General features: G+C 60.6%; 24 protein-coding genes. 8 read left to right on the plus strand and 16 right to left on the minus strand.

The window, feature by feature from the left end; translation table 11 throughout:
• Positions 1-39 precede the first annotated feature (39 nt).
• On the minus strand, positions 40-801 hold the full coding sequence (locus DMY87_RS17760) for a rhomboid family intramembrane serine protease (protein WP_110792997.1): 762 nt from the start codon (positions 799-801) through the stop codon (positions 40-42).
• A 166-nt stretch (positions 802-967) separates the two neighbouring features.
• Between DMY87_RS17760 and DMY87_RS17765 the strand changes: the two genes are divergently transcribed.
• The 6 genes from DMY87_RS17765 (at position 968) to DMY87_RS17790 (ending at position 6,107) form a co-directional block, all read left to right on the plus strand.
• Entirely contained in the window at positions 968-1,579 is a 612-nt protein-coding gene (locus DMY87_RS17765) for a PilZ domain-containing protein (protein ID WP_110793269.1), read from the plus strand.
• Positions 1,580-2,070: 491 nt separating this feature from the next.
• A complete protein-coding gene (locus DMY87_RS17770) occupies positions 2,071-2,682 on the plus strand; it encodes a transglutaminase-like cysteine peptidase (RefSeq protein ID WP_110792998.1) in 612 nt (203 codons plus the stop codon).
• A gap of 207 nt (positions 2,683-2,889) precedes the next feature.
• Positions 2,890-3,681 carry a hypothetical protein gene (locus tag DMY87_RS17775; protein WP_110792999.1) on the plus strand — a complete coding sequence of 264 codons (792 nt, stop codon included), beginning with the start codon at positions 2,890-2,892 and terminating at the stop codon, positions 3,679-3,681.
• A gap of 72 nt (positions 3,682-3,753) precedes the next feature.
• Positions 3,754-5,244, plus strand: a complete 1,491-nt coding sequence (locus DMY87_RS17780; RefSeq protein ID WP_110793000.1) for an SPOR domain-containing protein — start codon at positions 3,754-3,756, stop codon at positions 5,242-5,244.
• Positions 5,245-5,291: 47 nt separating this feature from the next.
• Positions 5,292-5,564 carry a hypothetical protein gene (locus DMY87_RS17785; RefSeq protein ID WP_245408968.1) on the plus strand — a complete coding sequence of 91 codons (273 nt, stop codon included), beginning with the start codon at positions 5,292-5,294 and terminating at the stop codon, positions 5,562-5,564.
• 15 nt (positions 5,565-5,579) lie between these two features.
• Positions 5,580-6,107: a gamma carbonic anhydrase family protein gene (locus DMY87_RS17790; RefSeq protein WP_110793001.1), complete on the plus strand. Its 528-nt coding sequence runs from the start codon at positions 5,580-5,582 to the stop codon at positions 6,105-6,107.
• A gap of 3 nt (positions 6,108-6,110) precedes the next feature.
• Here the strand turns inward: DMY87_RS17790 and DMY87_RS17795 are convergent, their stop codons facing one another.
• Genes DMY87_RS17795 through DMY87_RS17805 form a run of 3 tightly spaced genes read right to left on the minus strand, consistent with a single transcriptional unit; the run spans position 6,111 to position 8,272 of the window.
• The gene (locus DMY87_RS17795) at positions 6,111-6,509 is read right to left on the minus strand and encodes a Fur family transcriptional regulator (RefSeq protein ID WP_110793002.1); all 399 of its coding nucleotides are present in this window, start codon (positions 6,507-6,509) and stop codon (positions 6,111-6,113) included.
• A gap of 4 nt (positions 6,510-6,513) precedes the next feature.
• Positions 6,514-7,329 carry an iron chelate uptake ABC transporter family permease subunit gene (locus tag DMY87_RS17800; protein ID WP_110793003.1) on the minus strand — a complete coding sequence of 272 codons (816 nt, stop codon included), beginning with the start codon at positions 7,327-7,329 and terminating at the stop codon, positions 6,514-6,516.
• Positions 7,319-8,272: an ATP-binding cassette domain-containing protein gene (locus DMY87_RS17805; RefSeq protein ID WP_110793004.1), complete on the minus strand. Its 954-nt coding sequence runs from the start codon at positions 8,270-8,272 to the stop codon at positions 7,319-7,321. The genes DMY87_RS17800 and DMY87_RS17805 overlap by 11 nt, the downstream gene beginning before the upstream one ends.
• A gap of 101 nt (positions 8,273-8,373) precedes the next feature.
• Here DMY87_RS17805 and DMY87_RS17810 point away from each other — a divergent pair, with 101 nt between their 5' ends.
• Together DMY87_RS17810 and DMY87_RS17815 are read left to right on the plus strand one after the other, a co-directional pair.
• The gene (locus DMY87_RS17810; RefSeq protein ID WP_110793005.1) at positions 8,374-9,450 is read left to right on the plus strand and encodes a zinc ABC transporter substrate-binding protein ZnuA; all 1,077 of its coding nucleotides are present in this window, start codon (positions 8,374-8,376) and stop codon (positions 9,448-9,450) included.
• 90 nt (positions 9,451-9,540) lie between these two features.
• A complete protein-coding gene (locus DMY87_RS17815) occupies positions 9,541-10,731 on the plus strand; it encodes a GTP-binding protein (protein ID WP_110793006.1) in 1,191 nt (396 codons plus the stop codon).
• Positions 10,732-10,734: 3 nt separating this feature from the next.
• Here the strand turns inward: DMY87_RS17815 and lpxB are convergent, their stop codons facing one another.
• The 12 genes from lpxB to tsf all read right to left on the minus strand — a co-directional run bounded on the left by lpxB (position 10,735) and on the right by tsf (position 22,938).
• Entirely contained in the window at positions 10,735-11,910 is a 1,176-nt protein-coding gene (gene lpxB, locus DMY87_RS17820; RefSeq protein WP_110793007.1) for a lipid-A-disaccharide synthase, read from the minus strand.
• On the minus strand, positions 11,907-12,797 hold the full coding sequence (locus tag DMY87_RS17825) for an LpxI family protein (RefSeq protein WP_110793008.1): 891 nt from the start codon (positions 12,795-12,797) through the stop codon (positions 11,907-11,909). Before DMY87_RS17825 ends, lpxB begins: the two co-directional genes overlap by 4 nt.
• A gap of 4 nt (positions 12,798-12,801) precedes the next feature.
• Positions 12,802-13,617 carry an acyl-ACP--UDP-N-acetylglucosamine O-acyltransferase gene (gene lpxA / locus DMY87_RS17830; RefSeq protein WP_110793009.1) on the minus strand — a complete coding sequence of 272 codons (816 nt, stop codon included), beginning with the start codon at positions 13,615-13,617 and terminating at the stop codon, positions 12,802-12,804.
• Complete coding sequence (gene fabZ / locus DMY87_RS17835) at positions 13,614-14,084, minus strand: 3-hydroxyacyl-ACP dehydratase FabZ (protein WP_110793010.1); 471 nt, start codon at positions 14,082-14,084, stop codon at positions 13,614-13,616. The genes lpxA and fabZ overlap by 4 nt, the downstream gene beginning before the upstream one ends.
• Positions 14,077-15,141: a UDP-3-O-(3-hydroxymyristoyl)glucosamine N-acyltransferase gene (gene lpxD, locus DMY87_RS17840; protein ID WP_110793011.1), complete on the minus strand. Its 1,065-nt coding sequence runs from the start codon at positions 15,139-15,141 to the stop codon at positions 14,077-14,079. The genes fabZ and lpxD overlap by 8 nt, the downstream gene beginning before the upstream one ends.
• Positions 15,142-15,191: 50 nt before the next feature.
• Positions 15,192-17,546 carry an outer membrane protein assembly factor BamA gene (bamA, locus tag DMY87_RS17845; protein WP_110793012.1) on the minus strand — a complete coding sequence of 785 codons (2,355 nt, stop codon included), beginning with the start codon at positions 17,544-17,546 and terminating at the stop codon, positions 15,192-15,194.
• 194 nt (positions 17,547-17,740) lie between these two features.
• Entirely contained in the window at positions 17,741-18,865 is a 1,125-nt protein-coding gene (gene rseP / locus DMY87_RS17850; protein ID WP_165826320.1) for an RIP metalloprotease RseP, read from the minus strand.
• 71 nt (positions 18,866-18,936) lie between these two features.
• On the minus strand, positions 18,937-19,770 hold the full coding sequence (locus tag DMY87_RS17855; protein ID WP_110793271.1) for a phosphatidate cytidylyltransferase: 834 nt from the start codon (positions 19,768-19,770) through the stop codon (positions 18,937-18,939).
• Between the two features lie 8 nt (positions 19,771-19,778).
• Positions 19,779-20,522, minus strand: coding sequence for an isoprenyl transferase (locus tag DMY87_RS17860; RefSeq protein ID WP_110793014.1), 744 nt, complete (start codon positions 20,520-20,522; stop codon positions 19,779-19,781).
• A gap of 50 nt (positions 20,523-20,572) precedes the next feature.
• On the minus strand, positions 20,573-21,133 hold the full coding sequence (frr, locus tag DMY87_RS17865; RefSeq protein ID WP_110793015.1) for a ribosome recycling factor: 561 nt from the start codon (positions 21,131-21,133) through the stop codon (positions 20,573-20,575).
• A gap of 62 nt (positions 21,134-21,195) precedes the next feature.
• Positions 21,196-21,918 (minus strand): UMP kinase, encoded by a 723-nt coding sequence (gene pyrH / locus DMY87_RS17870; protein ID WP_110793016.1) that lies wholly within the window; start codon positions 21,916-21,918, stop codon positions 21,196-21,198.
• A gap of 93 nt (positions 21,919-22,011) precedes the next feature.
• Entirely contained in the window at positions 22,012-22,938 is a 927-nt protein-coding gene (tsf, locus tag DMY87_RS17875) for a translation elongation factor Ts (RefSeq protein WP_110793017.1), read from the minus strand.
• Between the last annotated feature and the right edge of the window lie 245 nt (positions 22,939-23,183).

The following is a 23,183-nucleotide window of genomic DNA, read 5'->3' on the forward strand; positions in this document are numbered from 1 at the left end:
ATCAAGTGGAATGCAATATGCGGATTGGAAGGGGTGGTTTCAGATATGCTTGCGGTCAAAAAGCCGGAAACCGAAAAAGCCCATGAGAAAACCGCCGATATGCGCGTCCCAGGCGATGGCAGCTGAATCGGTGCCCATCAACGGCAGCCCCACGGCCACCGCCACATTGCCGAGAAACCAGACCAGGATGAAGATCTGCACCGTGCGATCCGACAGGGCAGCCGGGATCGTCAGCAGTGGCGGCTCGCGACCGGCTGCGGCGAAACGCAACCGGCCGCCGAATGCGAATCGGCAGGCGGCCCCCATGAGTGCCGAAATCACGCCGGAAGCACCAACCATCACGGAAGGCTCGCCCCAGTTGACCGCGGCGTGCAATGCGGCGGCCGCGACGGCGGTCACGATCCAGAAGACAAGGAACCGGCGCTCGCCTATGCGCCGGCATACCGGCGTGCCGAAGGCGGCAAGCCACAGACTGTTGAAGGCCAGATGCTCGAAGCTGCCATGCAGCAAAGAATATGTCACCGGCGACCAGAGCCAGGCGAAAGACTGCTCGCCCAACGGGTAGACGTAGCGCAGCGGCATGAAGGCAAATTCGAACGTGATCCAGTCATTGATGTCGGCCGAGAAGACAAGGGCCTGCAGGGCATAGATGCCGCAGACCAGCGCGAGAGACACCAGAACGCCCGTCGGAAGGTTGAAGATCGGCGGATTGACCGGCTTGGGTGATATCCGCATTTCGCCATGCGGAGGAGCATCCGAATCGTGCCTGGTCTCGTCGGATGCTGCTGGATCGTCCGACATGGCGGGCTCCCGATATCATTTGTTGTCTCGTGTTAAACGACAATCGGCCCGCGCGAAAGCCCTTGTCGACTACCCCCTGGCAGCCCCTCCCGAGAGGAAAGCAAACGATATGTTAACGGCTGCAGGTCTAAGGTTCCATCGTAGAGGGGTAAACAGATCGCTCATGATGTATTCTTCGCAGGCCAGCCACAGCAATACGATTGCCTCGCCGGGTCAGCAGCGCGCCTTTCAGCGTGTTGCTGTCAACTTGCAGGGCCGGCTGATGCTGGCCAACTACGAAGAATATGTCTGCAAGGTCATCGACATGTCGCCGGGCGATGCTCGCTTCGTCTGCGCCGGCTGTCCGCGCCTCAACGAACGTGTCATCGCCTATATCGATCATCTCGGGCGCCTCGAAGGCACCGTGTCGAAGATCATGGATGACGGATTCATCATCGAACTGACGGCCACCGCGCGCAAACGCGAGAAGCTGGCGGCCCAGCTCACCTGGATTGCCAACAAGCACGAACTCGGACTTCCCGAAGACCGCCGTCATGACCGCCTCACACCGCGGCAGGTTCTGACCGAGCTTACGCTCGAAGACGGCAAGACCTATCCTTGCCGCCTGATGGACCTTTCCCTTTCGGGTGCAGCCGTCGACATCGACATCCGCCCGCCCATCGGCACCGCGATCAGGCTCGGCAATATGCGCGGTCGCGTCGTGCGCCACTTCATGGAAGGCGTCGCCATCGAGTTCCTGTCGCTCCAGTCACGCGAAGCCCTGACGGAATTCCTCTAGCAGATCCCCCTTTTCAAGGCCGGCCGAGCGCCTGCGGAAACGCGGGCGCTTTTTTCGTTTCCGGATGACTAAGGCCATCTCCACAGTTCGTGCCAAAGCGGGACGCCGTTCAAAAAAAATTCCGAGCCCATCAAGCCGCGCGCTGCCGTTCACTGGACCTTTCAAGGTTATTCGCGCACACGGCCTCATATCCCAGACGTCTCCTGCGGCCGAGAACCTCACGATTCGGGGCACGCGGCCGAAACAAAGCCCTGCGCTTACCCTTTGTTTTTATTCACCAATCCATCGCCCTTCAGCCAACGGAGACTAGAAAAGATAAAATGCGCAGAAAATTTTCGACAAATTTGCCGAAAGTTTAAATCGAAATTTCTTCAAATATAAATCAATACAAACTCAGTTTATCCGTTTATTCTACTCAAAAGCCGGCACTATAATTCGCGGTCGATCAAATTATCTCTGTCATTACTGGCTCCATAACCAGGAGACAAACAATGACAAGAAAGAAAACTCTCGGTATTGGATTTCTGGCCATCGCTTTCGCCGGGGCCCTTGGATTGCAGGCACACGCAGCGCCGGCCAACATGCAGGTGATCGGCAAGGCAAACCCGCCGATCGGCCACTACGAATTCTGCCAGACCTACGCATCAGAATGCGCCGGCAGCTACAAGGATACCGGGCCGCTTGGACTTACCGAGTCGCTGTGGAAGACGATGCTGGAGGTGAATTACACCGTCAACTCGTCGATCACGCCGCTGACGGACATGGAGATCTACGGCGTCGAGGAACGCTGGGCCTATCCGCGCACGGTTGGCGATTGCGAGGATTTCGCCCTACTCAAGCGCAAGATGCTCATCGATCGCGGCTTTGATCCGACAGATCTGCTGATCACCGTGGTGCTGCAGCCGAGCGGCGAAGGCCATGCCGTGCTGACGGTCCGGACAGATCACGGCGACTTCATTCTCGACAACATGCGCAACAAGGTGCTGCTGTGGTCGGATACGGAATACACCTATCTCAAGCGTCAGTCCTCGACAGACCCCAGCCGCTGGGTCAAGCTCCAGGATGGCCGCGCGAGTTATGTTGGCAGCGTGAACTCCAACTGAGGTTTCAGCTTCAACGCATTGGCGCCGGTCCGTCCCCCGCATACCCGTCCCCCGACCGGAGCCATTCTGAGCCGGTCCCGTCCAACCGGGACCGGCTCTCTTTTTGCCGAAGAGCAATATTAACCGTGCCTTAACCATGATGATGGAAAGCTTGCGGAGGGTCGGTGCCGATAGCGTCGAGCGCGGCCGAACGGGAGCGGAAAACTCATGCAAAACGGCACGGCCGATTTCGGCGCAGAGCAACATGCACCGCTTTTTTCTGCGCGCTTCCTTCTGGCCTCCGTCATCGCCATTGCACTCCTGGCCCTCGCCTCGCTCGGAATCAATGTTTACGGACACCTCTATGGCGCGCAACTCGCCCTTGCCGGCCACAGCGACAGCCTCGACGTCTACGACATCACCATAGGCCGCGACACATTACACCTGACCGCAAATACGCTTCGCTTCGAACCACAGCGGCGCAGCGGGGCGGCAGAACGCGTCGACCTTCAACTGCATTGGCCGTCGATGGAGGGCTATAGCCAGGCGCTTCGCCTCGCCTTCGACGACCTTGGTCAGGCACAGTCCCTGCTCTTCCTGCAGGTATCGCAAAGCACGATGTCGCGCGACATGTCAGGCCGGATAGAGCCAATATACCGCCATCTGACGATCGGCCCCGCCGATGTGGGCCCCGGTGGCCTGCAGATGCACCGGTTCAGGCCGGGAACCGGTTTCGAAGGGGAAGTCCTTCTGACGGCAGATGATGGCGATGGCGGACAATATGCAGTTCGCTGCCTCATCCCGACTGCCGACAAACTTGCCAGCAGCAGCGATTGCCAGCGTGACATTCACGTCGGCGAAGATCTGTCCGTACTCTACCGGTTCTCGAGCCGCCTGCTTCCGGAGTGGAAGCAGATCGATGCGGCCGTCCGGTCCTATGTGGAACAGCGCACCGACACGCTCACGCCCGCAGATACCGCTAAAATGCCGGCAAGACCATCAACAAAGCATTCATCATAAACCTCTTGGTAACGCACGCATCCTAAAGTCGCAGCCTGATGGTCGCGACCGGAGGAGAGCGTCCGGTTTGAAATGAACAGTTCAAAGAGTATCGTGGTGCATAAAGTTCTCGGAAGCCTCACATTCGCCGCTCCAATCCGTCGAGTCGTGATCGCCGTCGTTGCGGTCCTTTTTGCCGCGCTGGCAACGACGTCAGGTGCGAGTGCTGCCAAATATGCGGGCGTGGTCATCGACGCCAAGACCGGCAAGGTTCTGTATAGCGAAGACGCCGACAGCCTCCGCTATCCGGCATCACTCACCAAGATGATGACGCTTTATCTGACGTTCGAGGCGCTCGAATCCGGCCGTATCTCGCTCAACAGCAAGGTTCCGATCTCCAAGAATGCCGCAAAGGAACCGCCGTCGAAGCTCGGCGTCGGCGCTGGCCGCAGCATCACGGTCGAACAGGCAATCCTGGCGCTCGTGACGCGCTCCGCCAATGACGTTGCAACGGCGCTGGGTGAGTATCTCGGCGGCTCGGAGCAGCGTTTCGGCCAGCTCATGACGGCCAAGGCCCGTAGCCTCGGCATGACCAAGACCACCTATCGCAATGCACATGGCTTGCCCAATACCGCACAGATGACAACAGCCCGGGACCAGGCCCGCCTCGGCATCGCGCTTCGTCAGCACTTCCCGCAGTATTACGGCTATTTCTCCACCCGGAGCTTCTCTTTCGGCAAGCAGACAATCGGCAACCACAACCGGTTGCTCGGTGCCGTTCGCGGCGTCGACGGCATCAAGACCGGCTATACCGGTGCTGCCGGTTATAATCTCGCAACCTCTGCCCAGGCCGATGGGCGCTCCATCGTTGCCGTCATTCTCGGCGCCTCCTCCGGTGCGCGCAGGAATGCCCAGATGACCGCACTCGTGCAGCGTTATCTCCCTCAGGCGTCTTCGGGTCGTTCCTCCGGTGATCTCGTCGCCAAGGTTCAGACGCCTGTTGCCGCCGACCCCGTCCAGGCAACGGCTTCGCTTGATGATGGTCATCCGAACCTGCCGCAGACAGGCCCGATGCCGGATCCGCGTTACGCCGGTGTCGCGCAGGCCTCTGCCTATGTCGCGGCTCCCACCGGAAATGCAGCAACCGCTGCGCTGAGCGGCATGCGCCCCGTCGCACCGGGCAGTTCTGAAAGCGTGCCCGTGCCGCAGCCTGCCCCGGCCTACATGCCGAACAGCGGCGCCATGGTCGCGCCTGCTGCAACCACTCAGTCTGTCGCTGCCGCTTCCGCCACGCCGCCGGATGTCGACACGGTCACCACTGCATCGACCAAGCCGACGTCTGGCTGGATCATCCAGATCGGCACATCGCCGGACAAGTCGCTGGCCATGGATCTTCTGCGCAATGCGCAAGAGAAAGGCGGACAGGTATTGCGTTCCGCCACCCCATTCACAGTCGCCTACAATGCGGGCTCACAGGAGATCTACCGTGCACGTTTCGGTGGCTTCGATGCGCAGAAGGATGCTGTCAACGCCTGCAAGCAGTTGAAACGCAAGGGTATCGGCTGTTGGGCAGCCGCCCAGTAACCACGCTGACCAAACCTCGATTTGTATTTTTGTACGAGGATAGCAAGATGGCTTCGAAAGACTTCAGAATCGGCAAAGTGGACGATCAGGACAATGGCGGGATTTTGCCAGCGTCGCATGTCCTGCATCCGCTGCACGAAGCCGCCTTCCGTCTGGCCGAAATCGGCGGCCGCGAGAAGCGCTCGAAGACGAAGGATCTGATCGGGCTGCTCCTGTCGCATGGCGCGCGCGCTTGGCGTTATTCCCAGCCTGACGTCAATATTCACCTTCATGTCGGCGCCCAGGGCGGGCGCTTCCCCGTCATCCTGCGCCTTCGCTGAACGAGAGTGAGCGCGGTGGCGATCTATGCCCTTGGCGAAAAACGCCCGCTGTTGCCAGCTGCCGACCGCTACTGGATTGCATCAGGCGCTCAGGTCATCGGCGACGTGCGTCTGGGTCTTGATGTCGGCATCTGGTTCAATGCCGTGCTGCGCGGCGACAACGATCCCATAACGATCGGCAAAGGAACCAATATTCAGGATGGCGTGATGATCCACACCGATCCTGGGTTCCCGACCAAGATTGGTGATGGATGCACGATCGGACACCACGCCATCGTCCATGGCTGCACGATCGGTGACAATTCCCTCATCGGCATGGGGGCGACCGTCCTGAACGGTGCCGTCATTGGCAAGAACTGCCTTGTGGGTGCCAATGCTCTGGTGAGCGAAGGCAAAGTCTTTCCCGACAACTCGCTCATTGTCGGCGCACCCGCACGGGTGGTCAGAACTCTTGATGACAACGCGGTGGCGCGTCTCAGGTTGTCAGCGGAAAGCTACGTCCGAAACTGGCAGCGCTTCGCGCGCGATCTTCAGCCGCTTTGAGCCTCAGGCCGCGCAGGCAGCGCACAGACCGCGGATCTCGATTGTCGTCTTCTCAGCCTTGAAATTCTGCTTGCGGGTGATGGCGCTAAGGTGGTGATCGACCTCGTGATCATGAAACTCGGTCACCTGATTGCATTTGTTGCAGATCATGAAGGCGACGGTGCCATGGCTGGCGCAGCCCTCATGGGGATGAGCGCAGGCGACGAACGCGTTGAGGCTTTCCAGCCGATGCACCATGCCGAACTCGACCAGCTTGTCGAGCGCCCTGTAAACCTGCAGCGGTGCGCGGAACCCATGGTCACGGAGCCGATCCAGCAGCGTATAGGCGGAAAGCGGGCCATCGGCTTCGACAAGGCTATCGAAGACGAGCGACTGGTTGCGGGTCAGATCGGTCTTAGGCATGGGGTCAACCTCGCGGGCGATCTTCAGCCGTCGCCAGGCGCGGGCGCGGCAGAAGGCTGATCAGGAAGAGAAGGAGGGCCGCCACAACGATCGAAGGACCCGACGGGGTGTCGTAAGTGAGCGAGCCGAAGAGGCCAATGACGACCGCCACGGCACCGAGTAGAGAGGCAATCACGGCCATGGCCTCTGGCGAGACCGCAAAACGGCGGGCGGCGGCGGCCGGGATGATCAGGAGCGAGGTGATCAACATGATGCCGACGATCTTCATGGCGATCGCAATGACCAGCGCCATCAGCAGCATGAAGATGATGCGCGCGCGTTCCGGGTTCATGCCTTCGGCTTCGGCCAACTCGGCATTGACGGTGCCCGCAAGCAGCGGGCGCCAGAGATAGACGATCAGCGCCACCACAACGGCGCCACCACCCCAGACGATTGCCACGTCCGTCGGCGTAACCGCGAGGATATCGCCAAAGAGGAAGGCGATCAGGTCGAAGCGCACCCAGGACATGAAGGCGACCATGACGAGACCGATGGCGAGCGTGGCGTGGCTGAGGATGCCGAGCAGCGCGTCGGCTGACAGGCCCTGACGTTTCTGCAGGACAATCAGGATCAGCGAAACCAGCGCCGCGACAACAAAGACGCTGACCATCAAATTGAGCGAGAAAAACAGCGACAAGGCGACGCCGAGCAGAGCGGAATGCGCCATGGTATCGCCGAAATAGGCCATGCGCCGCCAGATGACGAAGCAACCGAGCGGCCCGGTGGTGAGCGCGAGGCCGATGCCGGCCAACATGGCGCGGACGAAGAAGTCATCGAGCATGGTGATGCTCCTTCGTGGTGTTTGCGGTCGTCAGCGCAGCAGGTCCGGAACCGTGGTCATGGCTGTGACCATGGGCGTGATCATGATGGTCATGACTATGGACGTGATTCTCGCCATCATGGCGACCGGCTGCTGCATGATGGTGGCCGTCCTCCGGATGGCAATGGTCCGTGATACTCCCGTCCCCATGCAGAACGCGGCCGTCCGGCAGATGCGTGTGGTCGTGGTCGTGGCTGTAGACGGCGAGCGTCCGGCTCGCCTTGTCGCCGAACAAGCGCATATATTCCGGACTGCTGCTGACGGCGGCCGGCGTTCCCCGGCAGCAGACGTGGCCGTTCAAACAGATCACGGTGTCGGTTTCCGCCATGACGATATGCAGGTCGTGGGAAATCAGCAGGATGCCGCAGCCCGTCGCGTTGCGGATCGAGGTGATCAGGTCGTACAGCGCGATCTCGCCGGAGAAATCGACACCCTGCACCGGTTCGTCGAGCACGAGGATATCAGGCTTGCGGGCCATAGCACGGGCGAGCAGCGCGCGCTGGAATTCACCGCCCGACAAATGCTGCACTTCCGCGCCGGCGAGATGGCGGATGCCGACAGCATCAAGAGCACGGTCGATTTCATCGGCACCGAGTGGTGCCGTCAGCGTCATCAGACGCCGGACGGTGAGCGGCATGGTCCAATCGACAGCAAGCCGCTGCGGCACGTAGCCGATGCGCAGGTTCGGCTTGCGATCCACCCGCCCCTCGTCGGCGCGCAGAATACCGGTCGCCAATTTGGCGCTGGTCGATTTGCCAGAACCATTCGGGCCGATCAGGGTGACGATTTCGCCTGGGCGGACGGAGAAGTCGACGCCGCGCACCAGCCAGCGTCCGTTGCGATAGACCCCGGCACCCGCCAGTGACACAAGCGGCTCCGCATCCCATGTTTTCAAGGCTGCCATACACTTCCCGGAAATTTGCTGTTGCGGACACCTATGCCACACGTTATAGCATTACGCAATTGACGTAATAGTATTACGTTACAGCCTTGAAGGACGTCACCATGAACCCTATCCGCCTCGGATTGACCGCTTCCGTCGCAGCCCTGCTCTTTTCGCCGGCAATTGCCATGGCGGAGCCGCAGGTCGTCGTGTCGATCAAACCGATCCATTCACTGGTGGCCTCGATCATGAAAGGGGTCGGCGAACCGTCGCTGGTCGTCGAAGGCGCCGCCTCGCCCCATACCTATACGCTGAAACCCTCCAACGCCCGTGCGCTGGAGAAAGCCGATCTGGTGTTCTGGGTGGGTCCGGGCCTCGAAGCCTTCCTCGAGAAGCCGCTGGAGGCTCTCGCCGGCAAGGCCAAGGTCGTGGAACTCGAAGATGCTCCCGGCCTCAACAAGCTGCCCTTCCGCGAAGGCGGTGCCTTCGAGGCACATGATCACGGCGAGCACGCGGGCGACGAGCATGCCGAAGGCGAGCATCATGAGCACGAGGCTGCAGATGCAACTGCCCATGAAGAAGAGGGTCACGACCATCATGCCGAGGAGGACCATGACCATGCCGCAGAGGGCGGCGAAGGCCATGAACATGAGCATGAAGGCGAGCACGACCACGAACATGGCGGCACGGATATGCATCTCTGGCTCGACCCCGCCAATGCCAAGGCCATGGCGTCGGTCATCGCCACGTCGCTGATCGAGGCCGATCCTGCGAACAAGGCAACCTATGAAACAAATGCCGCTGCGCTCAATGCCGAGATCGACGCGCTCGATACCGACATCGCCGCAACAGTTGCGCCCGTTGCCGACAAGCCCTTTGTGGTGTTCCACGATGCCTACCAGTATTTCGAAAACCGGTACAAAGTCCGCGTTGTCGGTTCCGTGACCGTCAGCCCCGAGACCATGCCTGGTGCAGAGCGCCTGTCGCAGATCCATGCGAAGATCGCCGAACTGGGCGCGGCTTGCGTGTTCGCCGAACCGCAATTCGAGCCGAAACTGATCAACGTCGTGATCGAAGGCACCAATGCCAAATCAGGGACACTGGATCCCGAAGGCGGCGCGCTTTCGGAAGGGCCGGAACTCTATGGTCAGTTGATGCGCAACCTTGCGACGTCGATTGCGGCTTGCCTGTCACAATAGCCACTCCTCCCCCGGACAGGAAGGCGGGGCCACGGCCTCGCCTTTTTTGTCACACAGCTTGTTATGTTATTACATTTACTGGAGAGCCCGATGAAGAAGCTTCCCGTCACAGTATTGTCCGGCTTTCTCGGCGCCGGGAAAACCACCCTGTTGAACCACGTGCTGGCAAACCGTCAGGGCTTGAGAGTTGCCGTGATCGTCAACGACATGAGTGAAGTCAACATCGACGCAGCCCTCGTACGCGGCGGGGACGCCGCCCTTTCGCGCACGCAGGAACAGTTGGTGGAAATGAGCAATGGCTGCATCTGTTGCACCCTGCGTGACGATCTGCTCAACGAGGTGCGCGGACTCGCCGAACAGGGGCGCTTCGACTACCTGCTGATCGAAGCCACGGGTATCGCTGAACCGCTGCCGATCGCCACCACCTTCGATTTCCGGGACGAGGAAGGGCGCAGCCTGTCCGACATCGCGCAATTGGACACCATGGTGACGGTCGTGGATGCGGCCAACCTGCTGCGTGACTACTCATCGAGCGATTTTCTTTCCGATCGCGGTGAAACGGCCGGTGAAAACGACAACCGGACGCTTGTTGACCTTCTCGTCGAGCAGATCGAGTTCGCCGACGTGATCATCCTCAACAAGGTGGGCGCAGCCAGCCCCGATCAACTCGACGCGGCCCGCAAGATCATCGGCGGCTTGAACGCCAGCGCCCGTGTGATCGAGACGGAATTCGCCAAGGTGGACCCGCACGACATCCTTGGGACCGGGTTGTTCGACCTGGCCAAGGCCGAGACGCACCCGCTCTGGTTCCAGGAACTGCACGGCTTTCGCGACCATGTGCCGGAGACGGAGGAATACGGCATCCGCTCCTTCGTCTATCGCGCCCGCGCGCCGCTTGATCCGACGCGTTTCCGCGATTTCCTCGATCGCTCCTGGCCAGGCGTCATCCGTGCCAAAGGCTTTTTCTGGCTCGCGACACGGCCGCATCATGTCGGGGAACTGAGCCAGGCAGGACCACTGGTACGCACGACGAGAATGGGTCTGTGGTGGGCGTCCGTTCCGAAATCGCGGTGGCCTGACGATCCGGGTTTTCTCAATGCCATGGCGCCTTATCTCGATGCCGAATGGGGCGACCGGCGGCAGGAGATCGTGTTTATCGGTGCCGACCCGATGGACCAGGCACAGATCACTGCGGAGCTTGACGCCTGCCTTGTGCCTGCGACCGGCTTCACGCCGACCGCGTGGGAAGGACTGCCGGACCCCTTCGCCAAGTGGGCCTGAGGTTCAGAGCCGACCACGACGGGCGAGAAGTGAAAGCACCAGATCTGCCCCGGCCTCGCCTGCGGGCAGGTCCGTCTGCAGCTTGCTCCAGACGTCATCATAGCCGGAAAGCATGGTGGCGCGCTGCGGCGTATCGCTCGACAAGCGTTCCGCCCAGCGCACCAGGCTTGCCGGTCGCAGCACGTCGTTGAAATATTCGGGCACGATGGCGTAGTCCGCGATTAGATTTGGCAGGGCTCCCGTCCAGACCTTGATCCGGTTCGCCATCATCCGGATGATCCAATCACCCTTGTAGGTGGAGACGACGGGCACATAGGCCAATGCCAGCTCCAGAATCACCGTACCCGATGCCGCGATCGCGGCATCTGCCTCCTCGAACGCCTTCCACTTGGCATCATCGCCGAGCAGGATCTCGGGACGCAGCGCCCAGGAGGCGGTCATCTCGCGAACACGGGCCTCCTGGCGGGGCACTGTCGGCAGCACGAAACGGGTCTTGCCGTTCCGAGCGACGTACTCCTCCATTGCCGCACCGAAGACTGGCAGAAGCTGGGTAATCTCCGCGCCACGCGATCCCGGCAAAAGCAGGATCGTGCGCTGATCACCCACAGCTCTGACCGACCGCGCCTTGCGGGCTTCCCGCACACGCAGGATCTCGGCATGAGTTGTCAGTCGGTGACCGATGAAATGCGTCTTCGGGCCGCCCAGTCGCTCCATCACCTGGGGCTCGAAGGGAAGCACGGCCAGAACTTCGTCGACATAAGGGAGCATCGCCTTGGCCCGGTATTCCTTCCAGGCCCAGACGCTCGGGCAGACATAGTTGACCACCGGCAGATCGGGAAGTGCCTTGCGGACCCGCTTGGCGACCCTGTGCGTAAAATCGGGGCTATCGACGATCAAAAGCAGGTCCGGCTTTGCGGCAATGATGGCGTCCGACGTGACCGAGATCAGCTTGATCAGGCGTGGCAGCTTCGACAAAACCTGCGTGATCCCCATGATCGACAGTTCGGAGAAATCGAAGAGCGATTGCAGTCCCTGCCCTGCCAGAGCCTCGCCACCGACGCCGATGACATCGACGCGGCCGGCATGGCGCCGTTTCAAGGCTGCGATGAGATCGGCGCCGAGCAGGTCACCGGAAACTTCACCGGCAATGACGGCGATCTTGAGTGGCTTCTCGCTCATGGGCCTTTGTCCTTTCCCGATCGCTCAATGCCGACGACGAAGAGGCCCGCCGCATCTGCAGCAGCAATCATCGCGTCCCGCTCGACGACCAAGGCCCGTCCCGCCTCCACGGCAATGCCGGCAAGGCCTGCCGCCTTGGCATTTTCCACGGTCGATACGCCGATGGTCGGCAGATCGGCCCGCAGATCCTGCTGGGGTTTGCACAGCTTGACGATCACGCCCCTGCGGCGCTGGGAGATGCGCCCTTCGGCCCTCAGGCCCGCAACACGAGCGAGCATGGCATCGGTTCCCTCGACGCCCTCGAGGGCGACGATGCGCCCGCCAATGCTCACAGCGCCCTGCCCCACGTCCAGGCGTCCGAGCGTCTCTGCCGCATCCGCCGCCCGCTCGATATCCCTGATATCGTCGTCGGAGGGTTTAGCCTTTCCGAGCGGACCGACGGTTGCCAAAAGTCCGGGAAGGATTTCGTGTGCACCCAAAACTTCGCAGCCCTGGGCTTCGATCAGCGAAATCACCATGCGCAGCACGGCATCATCGCCGCCCGCCAACAAGGTCCTGAGCGCCATCGGGAGCTTCAGAATGGAGCGGAGGTTGACGTGGATCTCACCGAAGGCAGGACGCTTCTTGACCGCGCCCGACATGACGACGCGACCGATCCCATGCTTTTGAAACAGGGCAGAGAGGCCCGCCATGTCTCCGACCCCGATCACCGCCGTCTCGTAGCTCTGCCAGTCTGCATCCGCCTCGTTCTTCAGGCGCAAGATGAATGGATCTTCGCCCGCGGCACGCGCGGCTTCTGCCAAGAATAGCGGGAGCTTGCCGCTGCCGGCGATGATGGCGAGGCGACCTTTCGATGCCAGGCGTCCTGTTGCGCTGGCGGACGTCATGGCGTCAGTTCTTGCCGCGATGGGGCGACGAGAGCGCGCGATCGCTGTCGGCTGCAATGAAATCCAGGATTTCGATCACCTGCGGGCAGTCGAGATAGTCGTCGCGGATTGCCGCCGCATTGGCACGGGCAGAGCCCTCGCCCTCGAAGATCTGCTTGAAGGCGCGGCGCACCTGATGGATGATCGAGCGTTCGATCCCCGCACGGGTCATTCCGACGACGTTGAGGCCGCCGAGGATACCGGGATTGCCGTTCAGCATGCCATACGGGATCACGTCGTAGCTGACGGCCGAGAGACCGCCGATAAAGGCGTTGCGGCCGATGCGTGTGAACTGGTGGACGGCGCATCCTCCACTCAGAATCACATGATCGCCGACGTGAACGTGCCCAGCCAGCATGACATTGTTCGACAGGATGATATTGCTGGCGAGAATGCAGTCATGGGCGACATGCGAATTGGCCAGGAAGAGACAATTGTCGCCGACACGAGTAATCCCGCCGCCGCCAACCGTGCCCGAGTTCATCGTCACGCCTTCACGCATGGTGCAGTTCGCACCAACGACAAGGCGCGAATCCTCGCCGGCTTCATGCAGGCTCTGCGAGACGCCGCCGATGACGGCCATGGGGAAGATCCGGCTGTTCTCACCGATTTCGGTCAGGCCGGACACCACGGCGTTCGAAAGGAGCTCCACACCATCCTTCAGCGTCACACGCGGTCCGACATGGCAGAAAGGGCCAATGCGCACGTTCTCGCCAATGACTGCGCCGGCTTCAACGACCGCCATCGGATGGATCACGGCAGTGGCAGCAATGGTGCTCATTTTGCGTCCTTGCGCATGATCATGGCACCGATGTCGGCCTCCGCCGCCAACTGGCCATCCACCTTGGCATCACAATGGAACTTCCAGATGTTGCCGCGCTGCTTCTGCTTCACGACGTGATATTCGACGCGATCACCCGGAACCACGGGCTTGCGGAAACGGGCATTGTCGATGGTCATGAAATAAACGAGGTTGCCGGCTTCGCCCTGCTTGCGCGCGCAAATGGCGCCGGCAGTCTGCGCCATGCCCTCGACGAGCAAGACACCCGGCATGATCGGAGATTCGGGAAAATGGCCGGTGAAATGCGGCTCGTTCGCCGTCACGTTCTTAATGCCGATGGCAGAATCGTCACCGTCGATCTCGATGATCTTGTCGACGAGCAGAAACGGGTAGCGATGCGGCAGAAGCCGCATGATTTCGAGGATATCAGCGGATCCCAATTCGCTCTTCGTGGCGGCGTCAGTCATTGCTGGCTCCTTTGTCCTTTGCGCGGCTATCGTAGCGGCTCAACGTCTCGGCCACTTCGCGCAGATAATCCTTCAGAGGGCGGGCCGGGACACCGCCGTATTTTTCGCCCGGGGGCACGTCTGCCAGAACGCCACTCATGGCGGCGATCTGAACCCCGTCACCAATCTTGATATGGCCGTTGACGCCGGCTGCGCCACCAATCATCACGCCATCGCCGATCACAGTACTGCCGGCAATGCCGACCTGGCTGACAATGCCGCAGTGGCGACCGATGCGAACGTTATGACCGACCTGAACCAGATTATCGATCTTGGTCCCCTCGCCAATGACCGTGTCGTCCATGGTGCCACGATCGATCGTCGTGTTGGCGCCGATTTCCACATGATCCTGGATGATCACGCGACCGACCTGGACGATCTTGATCATGCCACGCGGACCCGGCGCATAGCCGAAGCCGTCCTGACCGATACGAGCACCGTTGTGGATGATCACATTATTGCCGACCAACGCCACTTGCACTGTCGCGCCCGCAGCAATCGTGCAGTCGCGTCCAATGCGGACCCCGGGTCCGATCACAGCACCCGGTCCGATGCGCGTTCCGCTGCCAACCTCAGCATGCGCACCAATCACGGCCATTGCCTCGATCTCGACGCCATCTTCGAGGCGCGCCGTCGGATCGACATACGCGGCCGGCGAGATGTTGGCCGGTTCGCTGGTCATGCGGACCGGACGAAGGCCTTCGGGATGCAGAAGCGCGCCGGCCAACGCAAAGGCCGTCTGGGCACTTTTCGCCAACAGAACGGGAATATGCGCAGGAACCAGCGACACCAGCGCTTTTTCACAGAAGATGGCCGATGCATTGCAGGTGAGAAGGTCGTCGCGATTGCGACGGGAGAGGATGTAGCAGACATCACCCGCCTTGGCGCGGGCAACGGGCGAGACCGACCGAATGATCGTCCCGCCCTTTGCGGCATCCGTCAATTCCGCCCCCGTATGAGCTGCAAGCGCAGCCAGGGTCACCCCTGCATGGGGCGGAAAGAAATGATTGTGCTCCATCAGAAAACGCTCCAGAACGTCAACCTGTCAGCAGTTCTGGACCGCTCGCCTTAGAACTGGTTCGCCATGCTGAACCGGAATTCCTGCGTATCGTCGTAGTCTTCCTTGGCGACCGGAACAGCATAGTCGAAGCGAAGCGCACCAAACGGCGAGTTCCACTGAATGCCGGCGCCAACCGACGCACGGATCGCCATATCGGTACCGTCAGCACCCGCATCGTTCTTCAGCTTGCTGCCGAACAGGGTACCAGCATCGGCGAAGATCGCGCCACGGAAGCCGAGATCCTGCGGAACGGCAGGCAGCGGGAACGTCGCTTCGGCCGAAGCGGTGAAGTAAGTGGTACCGCCAATGGAATCGCCGCCCATACGCGGACCGATACCGCTGTTGGCAAAGCCACGGATTTCCTTGCCGCCGATCTTGAACTGATCGAAGACGTTCAGGTTGTCGCCGAGGGCAACGACGTGACCGGCCGAACCAGCAAGCGAGCCGACGACATCGAACTCATCCGACAGCGTGTAGAAGAGGCGCGCACGGGCATAAGCCTTGTAGAAGTCGGAATCGCCGCCGAGACCCGCATATTCATGCGTGAAGCTGGCATAGATGCCTTCATGCGGGTTCTGGCGATCGTCAACCGTGTTGTACACGATCGAATGACCAATGATCGACTGCGTCCAAGTGCTGCCTGTGATGGCATCGATATACGGTGCTGCGATCGTGTCGTCGCCGCCGCCTGCAACGCCGTTTGCACCGAAGGCACCGTCGTTGATGTAGTCGATCTGCTTGTAGGTATAGCGGAGGGTCGTCGCCAGATCTTCGGTGATCGGAGCGGTCACACGAACCGTCGCACCCTGCTCTTCGTAGTCGTACTGCGAATTGCTGCTGGTCGAGCTCTTGAAGACGTCGAAGCCGGCGGCAAGGCGGTAGCCGAGGAAATAAGGCTCGGTGAAGGAGAAGTTGTACGTCTGGGTGTCGTCGAAACCACCACCAGCGGCAACGCGGATGAACTGACCACGTCCGAGGAAGTTCTTTTCTTCAACCGAGGCCTCCAGAACGACGCCACCGTTATCGACGGAGTAGCCAGCACCGATACCGAACGAACCGGTCGGCTGGTCCTGCACATCAACAACAACCACGACGCGGTCCGGCGAACTACCAGGCTGGGTCGAGATGTTGACCGCCGAGAAAAAGCCGAGTGCTTCGAGGCGGCGCTTGGCGCGCGAGATGGTTTCCTGGTTGAAGGCATCGCCTTCGGAAATATCGAATTCGCGGCGAATGACGTAGTCGCGGGTCCGGGTGTTGCCACGAACTTCGATGCGCTCGACATAGGCGCGCTCACCCTGGTCGACGAGATAGGTCACGCCGATGGTGTTGTTTTCGAAGTTGCGGTCGCCACGCGGAACGACGCGCGCAAACGGGTAACCGGCCGACGACACGCGGCGGGAAATGGCTTCCATCGACTTCTGAACGTCGCGGGCGCTGTAGGTGCTGCCCTCATGAGTCTCGAGAAGGCCCTGGAGCTGAGCCGCATCGACACCATCAACCGTCGATTCCACGGTGACCGCGCCGAACTTGTAGCGCTGACCTTCATCCACCGTGATGTTGATCGTATATTCGTTGCCAGCCTCGTTCAGCACAGCCTCAGAGGAGATCACGCGGAAGTCGGCATAACCGTGGTTATAATAGAACTGACGAAGCGCTTCCTCGTCGGCGCGCAACTTGTCTTCGTTGTAGACATCCTTGCGGGTCAGGAACGACAGAAGGCCTGACTCCTTCGTCTGCAGCACGGATGCGAGACGACCGTCGGAATAGGCATTGTTGCCGCTGAAATTGATGGAGCTGATCTTGGTGCGCTCACCCTCGTTGATCACGAAGGCGAGGTTTACACGACCTTCAGCCACCGGAACGACCTGCGTCGTCACTTCAACATCGCTACGGCCGATCGCGGTATAGGCTTCCTTGATGCGCTGGATATCGGCGCTGATCAGGCTGTCACTGTACGGACCCTGCGGCTGCGTCTGCACGATGCCGGCGAGCTTGTCGTCCTTGATCTTGCGGTTGCCGTTGAACACCACCTGGTTGACCAGCTGGTTTTCGGCGACCGTCACAACCAGCGTGCCGCCGGATACGGAGATCTGAACATCCGAGAAGAAGCCGGTCGCGTAAAGACGCTTCACGGATTCGTCGATATCGGCATTCGAGAAGGTTTTGCCAGGCTGAATGGAGAGGTTCGAGCGGACAGCTTCCGCCCCCACACGCTGAGCGCCACGCACGTCGACCCGCTGGATGACAGCAGCCTGGGCTGCAGCAGCCGAAGCAATCACGGCAACACTTGCGCCCGTAGACACGATACCAGCAGACAGCGCGACCGCCGACACTGCGTTCAAAAATCTTGAACCAGCCTTCATGTGTGTACTTTACCTTCTTCCATTGTCCCGCAGTCCTAACCCCGACTCCGGCCCGTGTGTGGTTTTAGCGGGTTTTACCCTACAAGCAAGACTGCGCGTTAATTTCTGTTTACTTCATTTGAATCCGTGGCCCAATCGCCACTATCAATTTGAAACATCGTAAACAAATCCTTCCACAGCTTGCAAGATCGACCTCAGCCTATCAACCGGCTGATGTCGTTCCAGGTGGCAAACACCATCAGGGAGAGGATCATTGCCAGACCGATACGGAAAGCAACCTCCTGCGCCCCCTGACCCATCGGCCTCCCGCGCACTGCTTCAATCGCGTAGAGAACGAGATGGCCGCCGTCAAGGACCGGAACTGGCATCAAATTCAAAAGCCCCAGCGAAACGGAAAGAACCGCTGCCAGATTTAACAGAGCGATAACGCCGAGGGTGGCCATTTCGCCCGAGGCCTGCACGACACGGACCGGACCGCCCAGTTGGTCTGCGTTCATCCGGCCGGCGATCATGTTGCCGATATAGTCGAAGGTACCGGTGACAATGTGCCCGGTCTGGCGAACACCTTCCCAAACCGCCTGCAGCGGCGACAGCTCAACGATGCGGAAATTGCCGGCTTTCTGATCGGTGATAATCCCGATCTGGCCGACTTCCATCGAATTGCCAAAACGGTCGGTCGTTACGGCGCGCTTGGGGACGATGGGGAAATCGATCTCCTGCCCTGCGCGGCGCACGGTCACGGTCACGGGCACTTCCGGACGCATGGTGATATAGCGAACGACATCATCGAAGGTCTCGATGGCATGGCCATCCAGCGCGACCAGCACGTCACCACGTTCGATGCCGGCCGTTTCTGCGGCGCTGCCCTGCTTCAGATCCGCTACGACAGGATCCGAGACAGGCTTGCCCATGGTGCCGAACATCACCGCGAAAATGACGATCGCAAGCACGAAGTTGGCAATCGGGCCGGACGCCACGGTGATCGCACGCTTCCACAGCTTTGCGCCGTTCAGCGTCTGCGCCTTTTCCGCATCGCTCAGGTCTTCGATGGCTTTCCCGTCAGGCATGCTTGCCGCGTCGGCATCGCCAAAGAACCGCACATAACCGCCCAGCGGAATTGCCGAAATCTTCCAACGGGTTCCATGACGATCGGTGAAGCCAACGAGTTCAGGACCGAAGCCGACGGAGAAAGCCAGAACCCGAATGCCTGACAATCTGCCAGCAAGATAGTGGCCCATCTCGTGGATGAAGACGAGCAGGGAGAGAATGAGGATGTAGGGGAGAATATACCCGCCGAGAAAGCCGAGGACTGCACTCATGTGATCCGTCATCCCTATCAGATTGTCGCCGTGGCTGAGGCCAATCCCTCTTCGCCTGGCCCCTTACCCGATCAGAGACCGAAGAGAAAGGCGCCCATGGATACCACGGACTGGCTTGCGCCCGCAGAAAAACCTATCGCCAGGAAGAATGCGGCAAAACAGGCAAATACAAGGCCATCGACCCGGTCCATCACGCCACCGTGGCCGGGAATGAGATTGCTCGAATCCTTGACCCCGAAACGGCGCTTGATGAAGGATTCGAAAAGGTCGCCGATCTGGCTCGCGATCGACAGCGCAAGCGCCACCGCAACGGTCCACAGACAGACATCCTGAAAATGGGCCATAACGACAAGATAGCCGCCAACCACCCCAGCCAGCGTGCCACCCATGGCGCCTGACCACGTCTTGCCGGGCGAGATGCGCGGTGCAAGCTTCGGACCGCCGATGGCGCGACCGACGAAGTAGGCGAGGATATCCGTCGCCCAGACGACAACGAAGACGAAGAGCATGGCGATGAGGCCGAGCGAATCGTCGCCGCGGATGGCGGCGAGCGAAATCATGCTGAGGCCTGAGTAAAACAGGCCGCCCGGATGCCACCAGCTCATCCGACGCAGCAGAGCCGGAATTGCCGCCGTAATCACAAGCCCCGCAAAAAGCGGCACGGTGAAATCTGCCGAACCGAACAGCATGTTGAGGCTGACGAGCGCCATGGAGAACCAGCCGAACGTATTCGACCGCAGGCTCGTCTCGGCGAGCCGTGTCATTTTGGACCACTCGTAATAAACCAGCAGGCCAATTCCGGCAGCGAGGAAACGAAACGCCATGCCGCCCGCCCAGGTGGCGGCAAGCACCACGATGACCATGACGATGGCAGAATAGATGCGCAGTTGAAGCTCGCGCGAGATTGAGAGTGTCATGAGCCGACCGCCACGACCTTCGAGGACAGTCCGCCAAAGCGGCGGTCCCGGGCGGCAAACCGCTCCAGCACGGCATCAAAGACGGCCGGCGTGAAGTCGGGCCAGAAATCCGGCACGAACATCAGTTCGGCATAAGCCGACTGCCACAACAGGAAATTCGAGAGGCGCTCCTCGCCGCTTGTTCGGATGACCAGGTCGGGATCAGGGATCCCGGCCGTGTCGAGGCTGTCATTGATCTTCTGTGCATCGATCTGGCACGGATCGAGGCGACCGGCCTGCACTTCGCGGGCGAGACGGGCAGCAGCGCGCGCAATCTCGTCACGTGCGCCGTAATTGAAGGCGATGACGAGGGTCATGCCCGTATTGTCGGCCGTTCGCTCCTCGGCTTCGAGCAGCAGAGCGCGAATGTCCTCGCGCAAATTGACCCGGTCTCCGATGATGCGAATCCGGACGGCCGCCTTGTGCAGATCCGCCAGATCGCGGCGAATGAACGCTTTCAGCAGGCCGAAGAGTTCGTTGACCTCGGCTTCCGGGCGACGCCAATTTTCCGAGGAGAAGGCAAACAGCGTGAGGAAGGCTACGCCCGCTTCGCGCGCAGCCTTGACCGTATCACGGACCGTTTCCACGCCCTTGCGATGGCCGAACGTCCTCGGCAAGCCCCGTGCATTCGCCCAACGACCGTTGCCGTCCATGATAATCGCAACATGCTGCGGTACGATGCGCTGTGGTGCTCTCGACATGGGCTCCGGTCCGGGCGGCAAGGGAAATGGTTTAAACGAACGACTCTCGTTTAAACCTGCATGATTTCCTTTTCCTTGTCGGCGAGCAAGCGATCGACGTCGACAATCGTGTCGTCCGTCATCTTTTGAACCTTATCCGACAGGGAACGGCTATCATCCTGGCTGATGGAGCCGTCCTTTTCGCCCTTTTTGAGGCCGTCCATGCCGTCGCGGCGAACATGGCGAATCGCGACCTTTGCCTTTTCCGCATAATCATGCGCGACCTTGACGAGCGACTTGCGGCGCTCTTCGTTCAGTTCCGGCAAAGGAATGCGCAGGTTCTGACCGTCCATGATCGGATTGAGGCCGAGATTGGCTTCGCGAATGGCGCGATCGACGGCGTTCACCATCGACTTGTCCCAGATCGATACACCCAGCATGCGCGGCTCAGGAACCGTCACGTTGGCGACCTGGTTCAACGGTACACGCGAGCCGTAGGCATCAACCGTCACCGGGTCGAGAATGTTGGCCGAGGCGCGCCCCGTGCGCAGCGAGGCGATGTCGTTCTTGAATGCATTGATCGCGCCGTCCATGCGGCGCTTGATGTCGTTGAGATCAACCCCTGCGGTCATCCTGGTTCTCCCATTGCTCGTTCAGCCGGCGGCCCTAGCAGAGGGCGCCCATGGTTGTTGGATCAGTTGTCGGTGACGATGGTCATGCGACCAGCGCCGGACAGGATTTCGCCGAAACCGCCCTTCTCGTGGATCGAGAAGACGATGATCGGAATGTGGTTTTCGCGCGCAAGCGCCACAGCTGCCACGTCCATGACGGCAAGTCCCTTCTGCAGGACTTCATCATGCGTCAGACGCTCGAAACGGGTGGCATGAGGATCCTTCTTCGGGTCCGCCGAGTAGATGCCGTCGACCTGCGTGCCCTTGAAGATGGCCTGCGCACCGATTTCGGCGGCACGGAGTGCTGCGGCGGAATCGGTGGTGAAGAACGGGTTGCCGGTGCCGCCGGCAAAGATCACCACCCTGCCCTGCGCCAGATGGTGCAATGCAGCGCGCTGCGAGAAGCTCTCGCAGATTTCCGGCATGGCAATTGCCGACAGGACGACCGTATCGATATCCAGCTTGCGCAGCGAGGTCGCGAGCGCGAGCGCGTTGATAACAGTCGCCAGCATGCCCATGTGGTCGCCGGTGACGCGATCGCCGCCCTTGGAGGCCACGGCAACGCCCCGGAAGATGTTCCCCCCCCCGACGACGACGCCAACCTCGACGCCCATGCGCCGCGCTTCCGCGATATCGCCGGCGATCCGATCGGCCACAGCGACATCGATCCCGAAGCCCTGGCTTCCCATGAGGGCCTCACCGGAAGCCTTGAGGAGAACGCGTGTGAACAATGGCTTGGCGGTCATGTGTGCTCCCGAAATCAATTCAGTGCCGGATACACGAAGGGCATCGCGTTGTCACGCGATGCCCGATGTTTTCCCTCGAAAGGAGTGGCCAGATCAGCCTTTGGCGACAGCAGCAACTTCTGCTGCGAAGTCGCTTTCTTCCTTCTCGATACCTTCGCCGAGCAACAGACGTGCCATGCCGGTGATTTCGATCGGCGCGCCGGCATCCTTTTCGGCAGCCTTGATGGCGTCGCCGACGGTCAGGTCCGGGTTGATGACGAAAGCCTGCGAGAGAAGAGCGACTTCTTCGAAGAACTTGCGCATGCGGCCTTCGACCATCTTTTCGATGATCGCGTCCGGCTTGCCCGAGGCGCGCGACTGTTCGATGAAGACGTTGCGCTCGCGCTCGGCGACCGCGGCATCGACTTCTTCCGAACGGATGGCGAGCGGGTTGGTGGCTGCGATGTGCATGGCAACCTGGCGGCCGATGGCGGACAGAACGTCCTTGTTGCCGGTCGACTTCAGGGCGACGAGCACGCCGAGCTTTCCGAGGCCTTCAGAAGCAGCATTGTGGACGTAGGTCGCGACAACACCGTCTTCGACCGAGAGCTTGACGGCGCGGCGCAGCGTCATGTTCTCGCCGATATGGGCAATCGCATCCTTGATGGTGTCGGTGACGGTCTTGCCGCTGGCCGGATAGGTGGCAGCGCCGATCGATTCGACGGAACCGTCGGTGCCGATGGCAACAGAAGCCACACCGCGGACGAGGTCCTGGAAGGCATCGTTACGGGCAACGAAGTCGGTTTCGGAGTTGACTTCGACAACAACAGCCGAGGTACCGTTGCCGTTGATGCCGATCAGGCCTTCGGCTGCGGTACGGCCCGACTTCTTGTCAGCCTTGGCGATACCCTTGGCGCGCAGCCAGTCGATGGCGGCTTCGACGTCGCCGTCGTTCTCGATGAGAGCCTTCTTGCAATCCATCATGCCTGCGCCGGACTTCTCGCGCAGTTCCTTAACCAGTGCTGCAGTGATTTCAGCCATTGTGTGCCTCTTGTCTGTTCAAGCGATGCACCAGACGATCAGGATCGCGGAGCATGCTGTTTGGGGGACGAAATGTACCCGGAAGTGTGACAACGTGATGAAGCAGGTCACCACGAAAACCTTGAACGCATTCAGGACCGTATCTGTGACAGGTCACCGGAATTGCGAGGCCGCCCGAGGCTCCAATGAGCGTCCGGGCGGCCGTATCCCTTGACGGGGTGCGGCGGATCAACTCCACCGCATTC

This window comes from Peteryoungia wuzhouensis (assembly GCF_003205195.1).
GTDB classification, from domain to species: Bacteria; Pseudomonadota; Alphaproteobacteria; order Rhizobiales; family Rhizobiaceae; genus Allorhizobium; species Allorhizobium wuzhouense.

Coding starts and splice junctions, on each gene's coding strand:
- DMY87_RS17780 (WP_110793000.1), top strand. CDS start 3,754: ATGAACAGTTCAAAGAGTATCGTGGTGCATAAAGTTCTCGGAAGCCTC.
- pyrH (WP_110793016.1), bottom strand. CDS start 21,918: ATGACCGCCAAGCCATTGTTCACACGCGTTCTCCTCAAGGCTTCCGGT.
- fabZ (WP_110793010.1), bottom strand. CDS start 14,084: ATGACTGACGCCGCCACGAAGAGCGAATTGGGATCCGCTGATATCCTC.
- DMY87_RS17795 (WP_110793002.1), bottom strand. CDS start 6,509: ATGCCTAAGACCGATCTGACCCGCAACCAGTCGCTCGTCTTCGATAGC.
- DMY87_RS17760 (WP_110792997.1), bottom strand. CDS start 801: ATGTCGGACGATCCAGCAGCATCCGACGAGACCAGGCACGATTCGGAT.
- DMY87_RS17785 (WP_245408968.1), top strand. CDS start 5,292: ATGGCTTCGAAAGACTTCAGAATCGGCAAAGTGGACGATCAGGACAAT.
- DMY87_RS17815 (WP_110793006.1), top strand. CDS start 9,541: ATGAAGAAGCTTCCCGTCACAGTATTGTCCGGCTTTCTCGGCGCCGGG.
- DMY87_RS17800 (WP_110793003.1), bottom strand. CDS start 7,329: ATGCTCGATGACTTCTTCGTCCGCGCCATGTTGGCCGGCATCGGCCTC.
- frr (WP_110793015.1), bottom strand. CDS start 21,133: ATGACCGCAGGGGTTGATCTCAACGACATCAAGCGCCGCATGGACGGC.
- DMY87_RS17770 (WP_110792998.1), top strand. CDS start 2,071: ATGACAAGAAAGAAAACTCTCGGTATTGGATTTCTGGCCATCGCTTTC.
- DMY87_RS17775 (WP_110792999.1), top strand. CDS start 2,890: ATGCAAAACGGCACGGCCGATTTCGGCGCAGAGCAACATGCACCGCTT.
- DMY87_RS17860 (WP_110793014.1), bottom strand. CDS start 20,522: ATGTCGAGAGCACCACAGCGCATCGTACCGCAGCATGTTGCGATTATC.
- lpxD (WP_110793011.1), bottom strand. CDS start 15,141: ATGGAGCACAATCATTTCTTTCCGCCCCATGCAGGGGTGACCCTGGCT.
- rseP (WP_165826320.1), bottom strand. CDS start 18,865: ATGAGTGCAGTCCTCGGCTTTCTCGGCGGGTATATTCTCCCCTACATC.
- DMY87_RS17765 (WP_110793269.1), top strand. CDS start 968: ATGTATTCTTCGCAGGCCAGCCACAGCAATACGATTGCCTCGCCGGGT.
- DMY87_RS17825 (WP_110793008.1), bottom strand. CDS start 12,797: ATGACGTCCGCCAGCGCAACAGGACGCCTGGCATCGAAAGGTCGCCTC.
- DMY87_RS17805 (WP_110793004.1), bottom strand. CDS start 8,272: ATGGCAGCCTTGAAAACATGGGATGCGGAGCCGCTTGTGTCACTGGCG.
- lpxB (WP_110793007.1), bottom strand. CDS start 11,910: ATGAGCGAGAAGCCACTCAAGATCGCCGTCATTGCCGGTGAAGTTTCC.
- bamA (WP_110793012.1), bottom strand. CDS start 17,546: ATGAAGGCTGGTTCAAGATTTTTGAACGCAGTGTCGGCGGTCGCGCTG.
- tsf (WP_110793017.1), bottom strand. CDS start 22,938: ATGGCTGAAATCACTGCAGCACTGGTTAAGGAACTGCGCGAGAAGTCC.
- lpxA (WP_110793009.1), bottom strand. CDS start 13,617: ATGAGCACCATTGCTGCCACTGCCGTGATCCATCCGATGGCGGTCGTT.
- DMY87_RS17810 (WP_110793005.1), top strand. CDS start 8,374: ATGAACCCTATCCGCCTCGGATTGACCGCTTCCGTCGCAGCCCTGCTC.